General features: G+C 41.7%; 11 protein-coding genes. 3 read left to right on the top strand and 8 right to left on the bottom strand.

What is annotated here, in order from left to right; genetic code table 11:
- Positions 1-116: 116 nt before the first annotated feature.
- From F896_RS15525 to F896_RS15535, 3 genes are all read right to left on the bottom strand, one after another.
- Positions 117-638, bottom strand: a complete 522-nt coding sequence (locus F896_RS15525) for a hypothetical protein (RefSeq protein ID WP_016162718.1) — start codon at positions 636-638, stop codon at positions 117-119.
- Between the two features lie 137 nt (positions 639-775).
- Positions 776-1,546, bottom strand: a complete 771-nt coding sequence (locus tag F896_RS15530; protein ID WP_016162717.1) for a hypothetical protein — start codon at positions 1,544-1,546, stop codon at positions 776-778.
- Between the two features lie 34 nt (positions 1,547-1,580).
- Complete coding sequence (locus tag F896_RS15535; RefSeq protein WP_016162716.1) at positions 1,581-2,645, bottom strand: DUF1176 domain-containing protein; 1,065 nt, start codon at positions 2,643-2,645, stop codon at positions 1,581-1,583.
- Between the two features lie 133 nt (positions 2,646-2,778).
- On the opposite strand from F896_RS15535, the gene F896_RS15540 reads away from it, so the two are divergent.
- On the top strand, positions 2,779-3,528 hold the full coding sequence (locus tag F896_RS15540; RefSeq protein ID WP_016162715.1) for a DUF4850 domain-containing protein: 750 nt from the start codon (positions 2,779-2,781) through the stop codon (positions 3,526-3,528).
- A gap of 6 nt (positions 3,529-3,534) precedes the next feature.
- Here the strand turns inward: F896_RS15540 and F896_RS15545 are convergent, their stop codons facing one another.
- Positions 3,535-4,434 carry a LysR family transcriptional regulator gene (locus tag F896_RS15545; RefSeq protein WP_016162714.1) on the bottom strand — a complete coding sequence of 300 codons (900 nt, stop codon included), beginning with the start codon at positions 4,432-4,434 and terminating at the stop codon, positions 3,535-3,537.
- A 100-nt stretch (positions 4,435-4,534) separates the two neighbouring features.
- Here F896_RS15545 and F896_RS15550 point away from each other — a divergent pair, with 100 nt between their 5' ends.
- On the top strand, positions 4,535-5,107 hold the full coding sequence (locus F896_RS15550; protein WP_032882064.1) for a chromate transporter: 573 nt from the start codon (positions 4,535-4,537) through the stop codon (positions 5,105-5,107).
- Positions 5,104-5,619 (top strand): chromate transporter, encoded by a 516-nt coding sequence (locus F896_RS15555; protein WP_016162712.1) that lies wholly within the window; start codon positions 5,104-5,106, stop codon positions 5,617-5,619. Before F896_RS15550 ends, F896_RS15555 begins: the two co-directional genes overlap by 4 nt.
- Before the next feature lie 55 nt (positions 5,620-5,674).
- On the opposite strand, the gene F896_RS15560 is transcribed toward F896_RS15555, so the two are convergent.
- The 4 genes from F896_RS15560 to F896_RS15575 form a co-directional block, all read right to left on the bottom strand.
- The gene (locus F896_RS15560; protein ID WP_016162711.1) at positions 5,675-7,726 is read right to left on the bottom strand and encodes a M13 family metallopeptidase; all 2,052 of its coding nucleotides are present in this window, start codon (positions 7,724-7,726) and stop codon (positions 5,675-5,677) included.
- Between the two features lie 218 nt (positions 7,727-7,944).
- Entirely contained in the window at positions 7,945-9,138 is a 1,194-nt protein-coding gene (gene sbmA / locus F896_RS15565) for a peptide antibiotic transporter SbmA (RefSeq protein ID WP_016162710.1), read from the bottom strand.
- Positions 9,139-9,365: 227 nt separating this feature from the next.
- Complete coding sequence (locus F896_RS15570) at positions 9,366-10,346, bottom strand: patatin-like phospholipase family protein (protein ID WP_016162709.1); 981 nt, start codon at positions 10,344-10,346, stop codon at positions 9,366-9,368.
- A gap of 157 nt (positions 10,347-10,503) precedes the next feature.
- The gene (locus F896_RS15575; RefSeq protein WP_016162708.1) at positions 10,504-11,985 is read right to left on the bottom strand and encodes an alanine/glycine:cation symporter family protein; all 1,482 of its coding nucleotides are present in this window, start codon (positions 11,983-11,985) and stop codon (positions 10,504-10,506) included.
- Positions 11,986-12,014: the final 29 nt, after the last annotated feature.

Genomic DNA, 12,014 nt, shown 5'->3' with positions numbered 1-12,014 from the left:
TTTTTATGCATAATTTCTAAATCCGTCCAAGCCTCCCTCTTAAAAAAGGGAGACATTGCCAGGTGATTCATTTAATACGCTAAGTTCCCACTTCTTTAGAGAAGGCTAGGGAGAGGTTACTCACCTCTTAACACACCCAGCTTATTCCAAATATCAGGTGTTAAAAAAGTCGTGACCAATTTATTTAAATCAATATAACGCAACGTGCCTTGCAACTGCTGTCTAACCGCTGGATCTTTAACAATATCCTGCCCTGCACTCTGACCTAACTGTTGGAAAGCCTGTCCAACTGCTTGGATTCCTTCAGCCTGAATCACGGCTTTAGTCTGTGTCGAACACTGCTCCACAATTACACGCTGTAACACCTGAGCCAACTTCTGATCTAACTGAGTTTTCTGCTCAGGTGTAACATTACTAAAAGACTTTAAATCAGGATGTGCTGCCAAAGCGCTAAAGGTCCATTGCAAAACCGTGGTCTTATCCGCTGCCGTCGTAGCTTTGACTAAACAATCACTCAGTTGATCGACTGTTGGCCCTGCCATTGCCACTTGGGTTGTACCCAACACAGCCGCAGCCATCAGCACAGAACGACTTAAATGAGAAAATTTACGGCGGGCAGAAGTATAAACACGAGACATAAGCACAGTTCCAAATTGCAATCTTCCCCTTTGTACCATGCTCTGTCTAGATCATCTGTTATGACGCTGTAAATTACGTAAGCCCACGCCCTTAAAGCTTTGGGAAAGTGTAAAAAACCATGAAGATGCCAAATCACTCAACCTGCACCTTCATAACCCCACTCTGCTGGAATATTCGGCTGCTCAGGTGCTTTATTTAAATCAATATTCAGGTTGCGGCTGCCCTTAAATGATTTCTCACCCGAGTCTGACGCAGGTGATACATCCAAACTGTAGCGATAGCGGAACTGCCAAAGCATCGGCTTGATAGGACGAATATCCAGACTTAAACCATCTTCATCATGGCACTTGCCCTTAGAGCTTTCATAGTCCTGTTCAGAGAAACAGGCACGAATCATACGGTTAAAACTAAAAGGATAATTTTCAATAAAGCGATGCGTCTTGCCTGAATCCTTTAACTCATAAAAGCTGGCACGTTCAATTCCAGCTCCACCACCTGAATACATTTCTGAAAAAGTATCAATCACTGCAACGGCATAACGGTTTTGATCCATTGGAAACAGTTTAGGGAAAATATATTGGCTAGATCGTGCCATTTCCTCCGTAGCCGCCAACTGAATACGCCACTGCTTTAACAATTTAAAACCTGTGGTCGATGTCGCAAACTGGGCAATATTTCCCTCAGATAATAACCATAAGGTTTGATCAGGTGTTTTCAGGCTCTGCAATTGTGTTCGCTGCTGACATAGCTCTTTGACTTGTTCACAGAGTTGCGTCTGTTCCGTTGCACTCAGTTGCCCCTTTTTAAAGTCAAGAATCTGTAAAGGTGCAGCAAAAACAGATGCACTAAAATAGGCAGATGCACCCATTAAAATCATTCCACCTAAACCCATCTTATATTTAAGCATTGCGTTTCCTTAGGCTATTTTTATACTCATAATATTATTTGACGATTACTTCAATCTGATCAAGTTCCCACACTCCACCTGCGGCAAGGCCTCGACACATCCCTGTCCAGCGATCTAAAGTATGCACAAACTTCTGCCCATCCCAAACCCATTCATCACTTGACCAGCAATCACCGATACCACGCCCTTTCTGCGAACTGCTGAGAATCCCGTTATAAAACTCAGAGGAATGTTCCGTCACGAAAATAGCTTTATTAGCCAGTGGCTCATCCAATACCCATGCACCATAACCTTCGTTATATGCACCTCGCCAACATAGCGTGACGGCTAAAACTTTTTTATTGGTTAATTTATAGAGATCAATTGCTTGAGGTGCTGTTTGATTACCATCATAAGCTCCTTCACAAAAGCCTTCTTGTTTCGGAATTGGCTGGGCAGCCATCAAGTTTTGATAGAGTGCAGCATAGCGCTTGTCTGTTGGTCGCAATGTCAGATAAGGCTTACTGGATGTTTTGATCTGCTTGACGGTAAATTTAGGTTGAGCCACCAATACCGTCGACTCATCTGCCTTGCCCTTTTTAATCAAAGCGCCCACTGTGCCAATACGCTTTTGAAAATCATCCATTTTCAGTAATACAGCAGTCATTCCCTTATCTGAGATTTGCCAATGTAGATTGGCATTTTTAAACACGATTTCGGTCTTTTTCTTGGATTGCTGTAATAAGGCATTGACTTGATTTGTAGAGAGTTGCCCCATCAGTGGGAATTCTGTTCCATCGACAGGCACCTGTCCAAAGTTTTTGCCATTCACATAGAAATGAAGATTTTTAAGCTTTGCTGCTGGCATAGAAGGTTGTTCAAAACGAGCCAATGCAAATTCAACCTGTACAGGCTGACGTGCCCCTGCCTGACGGGTCAATAACAGCGATGCAGGTTCATCATCACTATATTCATTGTAATAACCTGCTGCTCGGCAAGTGCCCGTATTGCTACAGTAAATTTCCCAATCTTCATGCGAGAATGAAATCCCTTTAATGTCTTGAGCAAAGGCACTAGAACTCAGGACAATGAGGGAACAGGCGGAAAGAATTTTTTTCATAAGACTTGTGCTCTGTCTCATCAATTTTATTATTTGTTAAAAATATTCTAAATCTTTTAAATGAGCCACTTTGTAGGTTCTTGTATTCAAGAATATGTTAATTTGAACTCAACCCAAAAACACCATACTAAAAATGAAAACGTTAATCTCCATTCTTGCTATTTTATTCGCATTATCAGCTACTTCAACTCATGCAGAGGTCAGTAGCTTCAAACCTATTTTTCCTAAATTTTCAAATACAGCCCAACAGCGAAAAACCGAAAACCAAATTTATGCCTTGGGTGAAGTGTCCTTTGCCAACGATGTCCGTGTTCCCTATTATGGGGTCACTGCGCTGAATCCAGCCGATGAAGGCTTATTAAAAGACTTTAAAAGCTGTACAGCAAAAAGCTGCCATTTCGATTTTAAGCTGGATACAAATCAGGCCAAGCAACTCAAATTAGTTGCGCTACCTGAAATTGGTGCAGTGCTTGTACCCAAAGATTGGCACGATGTGGAGGCAAGTGCAGGTGCAAATGGTACGGGTTCAGCCCTACTGATGAGTCCAAATCAAAAACAGGCCATAGAATTATACGATTCATCGTTCTGTGTCGGTTGCGGTATGCCGAATGCCACGCTTTACTTTCCCAATCTGTTAAAAGAGAGTATTCAAAATGAGTTTGGTGGCTATAAAGATCCACAAAAATTGGTGACCGTGGTCCATCCATCTAAACAAGTGGCTTTCTTTAGCTATCAAATCCCAAACCTGAATAATAAAACTCATGGCGTCGCGAAATACCATGACGAGGACACCTTCAATTTTAGAGAAATCATCGTGACGCTGGATAAATCACAACAGCACTTGGTTGGGCCAATTTTAAATTTTTATCACTTTAACCATTGAACCGTTTCAAACCGCTTGACTGGCTTTGAGTAAACTCAAGAAATGTTCGACCCGAACACTATTGCCTTTGGCACGGCAAATTGCATAGATCGGGGCGATACATGGTTTTTTCGCTTCTAGCGGTTTGTACACAATCTGCTTATTCCAGAAGTCCTGAATTGAAGCTGGGACAATTGACAGCCCAATCCCCGCTGCAATCAGATTCAGGCTCGAGGTTAAACGTGGGGCTTCCTGCACAATATTGGGGTTAAACCCGGCCTGATAACAATTCGCCAAAATATTATCAAACAAATCCTGCCCTGCAATACGGCGATACAACACAAACTCATACGGTTCTAAATCGAGTAAGCGGATTGATCCCTCTTGCTCAGCCAAAGGATGATTACTCGGTAAAGCGACAATCAAGGGCTCATCCAGTACATGAATGCTTTGTACTTCGGCATGAATCGGTGCAGGTTTACGTAGAAAGACGATATCCAGTTTTTCATTGATCACCGCATCGGTTAAGGCGGTACTGCTGTCTTCCTCCAGATGAATCGCCACCGCAGGAAACTGCTCCCTAAATTGACGTAACACAGCAGGCAAAAAAGGATGCAAGCCTGCGGAGTTGGTAAAGCCAATATTGATCTGACCTTCCAAGCCTTGTGCAATGTTTTTGACCCGTTTCGGAATCGACTGAGCGTGCGCCAAAATGGTAATCGCTTCCTGATATAAAGCCTTACCCGCTTCCGTGACCTCCACACCTCGTGGCAGACGTTTGAGCAAAGCTGTATCCAGCTCTTCTTCCAAACTTTTAATCAGTCGGGTCAGTGGCGGCTGTTGCATATGCAGCCTGACTGCTGCTTTGGAAATATTACTTTCTTCCACCACAACAACGAATGCATTGAGTTTATGAATATCAATCATACATACCCTGAAAGTATAGATAATGGCAAAAATAGCATTTGTGAATATACCACAAATCTTTCATGCTATAGCTCAAAAGGTTGAACAGAAAGGTAATCCAATGAAAGCCCAAGCCCTATCAATAGAGAGTGAACCACTAGCGACTGCTCCTGATTGTAAGGCACTTTTTACGGGATTTATGAAATTGGGATTGATGGGTTTTGGTGGCGTGCTGCCACTGGCACATCGCATTATCGTTGAAGAACATAAATGGATTGATGCTGGCAAATTTACCGACTTACTTGGCGTGTGCCAGTTATTGCCGGGCGGCAACATCATCAATATGGCAGTTGCCATTGGAATGGAATTCCAAGGCGTGAAAGGTGCGATCAGTTCAGTCCTCGGTTTGATCTCCGCCCCGACTGCAATTGTACTGATCATCTATCAGGTCTATGAGCATTTTCAATACCTTCCCGCAGTCAAACACATGATTCAAGGTTTGGCCGCTGCCGCCGCAGGCTTGCTGTTTGCGACTGGATTTAAGATGCTCAAGCCGATTTTAAAAAGCTATCTGACCATTTTTACCATAGGCCTGACCTTTGTGTTTATGATCTCGATCAAGCTCCCCTTAGCACTGACTTTAGCCATTCTACTTGCCATTAACATGTTAGTTTTAGGAGTGAAAAAGTCATGATCTTAGTTACCCTTGCTGTCGTGTTTACTCAACTCTCATTACTGGCTTTTGGTGGCGGTAATGCCATCCTGCCTGAAATGCAGCACCAAGTGGTGACCGTGCATCAATGGATGAGCGCAGAACAGTTTAGTTCGCTGTTTGCCATGGCTCAGGCTGCCCCAGGTCCGAATATGATGATTGTATCTTTGGTCGGTTGGCATGTTGCAGGCCCAGCAGGTTTGTTGGTGACTTCGTTGGCGAAGTTCGGTCCATCTTCAATCATCACCATTTATGCACTGAAATTCTGGGAGCGCTTTAAAGACAATCCGTTACGGGCACGTTTTGAAAAAGCCTTAAAACCGATTACCGTGGGTTTGGTTCTGGTTAGTGCATGGTTGATTGCCGATGCATCTGCACAAAGCCTGCTTCTGGTGATGATCGTGATTGTCACCGCAATCCTTGGCATGTTTAAAAAGATTCACCCGCTTTGGGTCATGGCTGCGGGTGCTGGACTTGGAATTGCTTTCCTTTAAGCTTTAAGCATCAATAAAAAACCTGCTTGATGCAGGTTTTTTATTGATGCTCGAATTACCAAATGCTAACGCGTTTTTCAGGAGCCAAATACATTTTATCCCCCGCTTTAATCTTGAAAGCATCATAGAACGGTGCTTGATTGACTAATGCACCATTGGCACGAACTTTATCTGGTGCGTGCGGATCAGTTTTTAAATACACAATCGCTTGTGCTTCGCGGGTTTTGGCACGCCAAACTTGCGCCCACCCCATATAAAAACGCTGCTCACCCGTACGTCCCTCAATCACGGGTGCAGGTTTGCCAGCCAAAGAAAGTTGATACGCTTTATAAGCAATTGACAAACCTGAGTTATCGGCAATATTTTCACCCAAGGTCAGTTCACCATTGACGTGATAACCAGCAATTGGCTCATAAGCATTGTACTGTGCCACTAAAGCCTGTGTTTTGGCTTTAAAGCGTTTGTGATCTTGTGCTGTCCACCAATTACGCATATTGCCCAATTCATCAAACTGGCTACCCTGATCATCGAAACCATGACTGATTTCATGTCCGATCACACTGCCAATTCCACCATAATTGACTGCATCATCCGCATCGATATTAAAGAACGGCGGTTGCAAAATTGCAGCTGGAAAAACAATTTCGTTTGATGATGGATTGTAATAGGCATTCACGGTTTGAGGGGTCATAAACCACTCATCACGATCCACAGGCTTACCGAGCTTATCTAAATCATCTTGATGTTCAAATTCTCTGGCACGAATCACGTTACCAATCAAATCACCATCTTTAATGTCCAGTGCTGAATAATCACGCCATTTGTTTGGATAACCGACTTTAATCGACAAGCTGGCTAATTTCTTCTTGGCTTGTACTTTCGTTGCAGGACTCATCCAGTCCAATTGACTAATGCTTTGATCATAGGCTTGGATCAGATTCTGCACTAAGGCATCCATGCGTTGTTTTTTCTCAGCAGAAAAGTGTTTTTCCACATAGATCTTACCTAGTCCATCACCTAACACTGCATTCACGGTTTGTACACCACGCTTCCAGCGTACTTCCTGCTCTGCAACATCACGTAAAGTTTTGCCGTAAAATTCAAAACTTTCATCCACAAAAGCCTTGTTTAAGAACGGTGAAAAATTACTGATCAAGTTCCATTTAAAATAAGCTTTCCAGACATTTAAAGGAGTCTTATTGATCACAGGATCAAGTGCTTTGAAATAACTTAATTGATGTACTTGGATGGTTTGAATTTTATCCTTAACGCCAACCGTACTAAGGTAGCTATCCCAATCAAAGCTACGACTCAACTTATTCAAATCTTTAAGTGAGTAAATATTATAGCGCTTAGATAAATCACGATTTTGTACATTGCTCCACTGAATCTTGGCCAAGTCTGTTTCAAGTTTCAGAATTTCTTTTGCGTGCTGTGCCGCTTGCTGATCACCTGACAGCTGTAGCATCCGTTCAATATGCTTGAGATATTTGGCACGCGTTTCAACAAACTTTTTATCATCTTTTAAATAATAATCTCGATCTGGTAAACCTAGTCGACGCTGTGCTAGGCCTGCAATCATCACATCGGAATGCTTCATATCTTGGTCAATACTGATATCAAACGGTGTTCTGACCCCAATACGTGAGAAATGTCCCATTAATTGAGCAAGGTCTTGTTTGTTTTGAATTGCATCAACCTGTGCCAGTTCCTGCTGTAAAGGTTTAATTCCTTTTGCCTCAATCTCTTTTTCATCCATAAAGCTGGCATACAGACTCGAAACTTTTTGCTCAACCGTTCCTGTTGCCCATTTTTGCGCGCTCAGCTCTTCAACAATACTGTGCAATTGATTGGTCGATAGCTCATGTAACTCATTGAATGCGCCCCAACGTGATTTATCTGCGGGAATCTCAGTGTCTTTTAACCATTTTCCATTCACATAATCATAAAAATCATTATTGGCAGGTACGCTTGGATCGATATATTGCTGGTCTATGCCTGAGATTTTTTGAGTTGGGGAGGATTCAATTGCTTGGTCTGCCCATACATTTGCAGTAAAAGCAGTCAGTGCAAGCGCTAATGCACTTTTGAGCAATACAGGTTTCATGATTTATCCTATTTATTTAGGTTTTAAGCAATACAAGCGAAAAATGAGAGATCATTAATTTTATCAAGAGACTATAGTGAAGGAATTTCGTCAAATAAAGTCATTTTCGTTGCAATATATATTCACTTTTCACATAAAAACCACAAACTCGTTAAACCCCTTGGCAATAAAAAAGCCTTAGCATCGGGCCAAGGCTTCCTTAATCTCAACTGTTCAAACTAATCTAATATTTTTTCAAAGGCTTTAAGGCGTTTATGAATCGATAGTAACTCAATGATGGTTTTCCATGAACTAATCAGATATTGGAAAGAATCTCGAACATTACTAAAAACATTCGAGATCTGTTGAAATAAACCAAGTGTTAACAAACCTGCCGAAATAGATGGAAATAACACGACTAATTTATACAAAATATCAAGTTGCCCATACCAATTTGCAGTCAAATTAAAATAAGAATAATGAAAGTATAAACGAAAGTAGTTTTTTCTTACCTCATTAAATAACTCTTTTAACTTCGCAGGTTGGGCATATTCAATATGATCTTCACCATAAACCAACTCTTTACGGTAAGCAGCCTCGACTTTCTGATTATTAAATTGTAGACCTGGCAATTTTATCCCAACAACCATTAAAAGTATGGTTCCAAAGACGGCCCATAACACAGCTGCCCATACTAATGAATATTTAACCTCGCCAATAATCGGTAATGCAGGCACATGATTTGATAAGATAAAAAGTAATGGTAAAAATGCAATAAGCGTCATAATTGCTTTAATAAATTCTACGCCCAAGTCCTCGACAATCGTTGCAAAACGCATAGTATCTTCTTGTACACGTTGTGAGGCACCTTCGATATGTCTCAATTTTTCCCAATTCTCGACATAATATTCATTCATCGCTGTACGCCAACGGAAAACATAATGGCTAGTAAAGAATACATTGATCGTTCCCAAGGTTACATAGACCATAGCAATCCATAAAAAAACCGTCAATTCATTATAAAGAGCCATAATATTCCCTCCTTTTGTAGAGAGCATACTTTGGACTAAATCCCAAAATGGAACATACCATGCATTAATCGCAACATTCGCTTGTACAGCAAACCAGATATTAAATAAGATAAATGCAGAGCCCCAAATCGACCAACGCTGCCATTTATTGGCTGAAAATATCCGCCAAAACCCAGCAAATAGTGCTGTTGCGGCAATAAACCAAGAATAAAACCAAAGAGAAGAAGGTGCCCAAAAACGGCTGACACCAATTGGCAACTCTGCATTAGCATAACCTTTGGCAAAACCAAGATATTCACCCCAACTATGCCCACCGGTGTACCACAGCAACATATTGAGGGATAACCATACGATGACAGAAATAAAAAACAGACGTGGGTTCGGAAAGAAAGACTTAAACATTGTGTTTAACAATCCTTGTTATGTAGTGATTCATTTAATTAGGTCATCCTATGACCTAAAACTTAAAATGATCTGATAAAAAGTTTGATGATTTGTAGTTATTTACCTGTTTTTCTCACTTTTTAATAGCTTTTTGTAGATGATTTACAATTTGTTTTTCCGCGAATATAAGTTTAGTAAATGGACTCAATCACTTAAGTCCATTACAGGACTGATAACACAAGAGCTTAGCGTGGTGCTGAGGTGCTCATTTTTAAGGCAATATCCTGTTGCTCGCTTTGTGTTGGGAAGCTCTTGCTTTGAATTGCCCATTGAATTTCGGCGAGTTTTTCATTGGCGGCATCCACTCCTGCCTGCATAGTCATCTCACGACCTTTGACATCAAAGATATGCGCTTTCTCACGTAGGTCAGGCTGAATCACAATATCGGCTTCTTTTAGCTCTTCCTCAGCCAAACGCCCTTGCATAATATTGATATTCTGATTGAACAAGCCCCAGACATTGCTGGTTTCAGTATGAATCGGCTGAGCCAAGATATCCACGGCGATGACCACATCTGCACCCAGCTCGCGCGCGACTTGAACAGGTACTGGACTAACCAAGCCACCATCAACATACTCAACATCATGAATCTTGGTCGGCACAAACATACTTGGGATTGATGCAGAAGCACGCACTGCTTGTCCTGTGTTGCCGTAGTTAAAGACGGTTCTGGTGCCATCTTTTAATTCGGTCGCCACTACATACATTGGGATTTTCATCTTTTCTAATGGCATGTTATGGACTTGCTCGTTGATATAGTCTTCAACCTTCTTACCATCAAAAAAGCCTTTTAAACTGACATTCACTTCGCGAACATCATTGGCTTTGAGTTTTAACGCAATATCACGTAATTCGGCAGGGCTTTTACCACTGGCATAGATTGAACCGACAATACTGCCTGCACTGGTGCCCACGATAAAATCTGGGCGAATACCTTGCTGCTCTAATACTTCGATCACACCAATATGTGCATAACCACGTGCACCACCACTGCCCAACACCAATGCAATCACAGGACGTTTGTGCTGTTGTTTTATGGCATTAAACGGTTGGCTCACAGCTTGAGCTTGCGCATCTTCAATGACAGGTTTCAAATGTGATGTGCTTTGGCAACCAGCCAAAACTGCCATTGAAAGACCAAACGCCAATAATCTAAGCTGTTTCATACGCAACAATTGCCATATCTACGATATTTCTTGGCTAAATTTTAGCGTTTGCCAAGCCTAAATGCTGTATCAATTTTTTGTATTTTTCATAAAAACTTCATAAAAAAAGCTCCTCGAAAGGAGCTTTTTAATATGACTCAGCTTGAGTTAAATCAAATTACCAAATATCAGAGTCGACTCTTTTCTTCAGCTCTGGATAATTATCAATCTTAAACTCAGGTTCTTTAATACCTTTCTTAAGCTGCGAGGTATAGTCTTTTAACAAAGTTCGCGCCATTGGCGTTAACAGCAAGATTGCGATCAAGTTGATGGTTGCCATGATCCCCATGAACAAGTCAGCCATCGACCAAACCAGTGGTACACTGCCGATCGCACCGAAATACACCATCACCAATACAAAGATTCGGAAGATGAACATGACTTTCGGATTGTTATTAATAAACTGCACATTACTTTCTGCATAAGCATAGTTGCCTAGAACAGCTGAGTAACAGAATAAGAATAATAAGATAGCAAGGAAATCACCGCCCCAGCTACCTACTTGTGTCTCCAGTGCACGCTGTGTCAGTTCAACACCAACAAAACCCGCATCGTGGTAAACACCCGACACCAAGATAATGATTGCCGTACTAGTACATACAATAAAGGTATCTACGAATACACCCAGCATTTGCACCAAACCTTGGTTTACCGGATGTTTTACATCCGATGCTGCTGCCGCATTCGGTGCAGAACCCATACCCGCTTCGTTTGAGAACAAACCTCGCTTAATCCCTTGCATCATTGCCATAGAGATCATTGCACCAAAGAAACCACCCGCTGCCGCATTAAACTGGAATGCTTCAGTAAAGATCAGTTTAAAAATACCTGGTAGAAGTTCGTAATTGCTGATTGCAATATACATCGCCACTGCAAGATAAAGACCTGCTTTTAACGGTACGAACATTTCTGCAAATTTAGCAATACGTTTAATACCACCAAAAATTGCCAATGCAACCATCACGACAAGCGCAAGACCAACCCATGAAATTTCTAAATCAACACCGCCTAAGTGTGCAATCAGATTTGCTTTGTCCCAACCCCAAGCATGAGAAGAAGCATTGGCAATCGCATTGATTTGAACTGAGTTAAATACAAAACCATAGGTAAAAATCAGTGCAAGCGCGAAGATCACACCAAAGGTTTTGCTACGTAAGCCTTGAGTAATATAGTAAGCTGGTCCCCCGCGGAATTGCTTACTGTTACTGTCTCTGACTTTAAATAACTGCGCGAGCGAAGATTCGATAAATGCTGAGCTCATCCCGAGAATCGCAGTAAACCACATCCAGAACACTGCACCTGGTCCACCAATCGCAATCGCGATTGCAACACCCGCAATGTTACCTACACCAACACGACTTGCTAACCCCGTTACAAAAGCCTGAAAAGGTGTAAGTCCATGTGAGTCTTTCTCGTCACCTTTGCTTCGACTGCTCTTCATGACCTTGATACTGTGGAAGAACATTCTAATCTGTACAGCTTTGGTCGCAACAGTATAGAAAATACCTACAGCAAGCAGAAAAACAACGAGGAAGTCCCATAAAGGATCATTGAAAAAACTTACCCAAGCCATCAGGGTGTCATTTAATTTTTCATTCATCACTTATTCGCTTTTAAATATTTTATGTA

Origin of the sequence: Acinetobacter genomosp. 15BJ (genome assembly GCF_000400715.1) — a bacterium.
GTDB lineage: Bacteria > Pseudomonadota > Gammaproteobacteria > Pseudomonadales > Moraxellaceae > Acinetobacter.
Note: the sequence above shows the minus strand (reverse complement) of the source record. Positions and strands in the feature narration are given on the sequence as shown.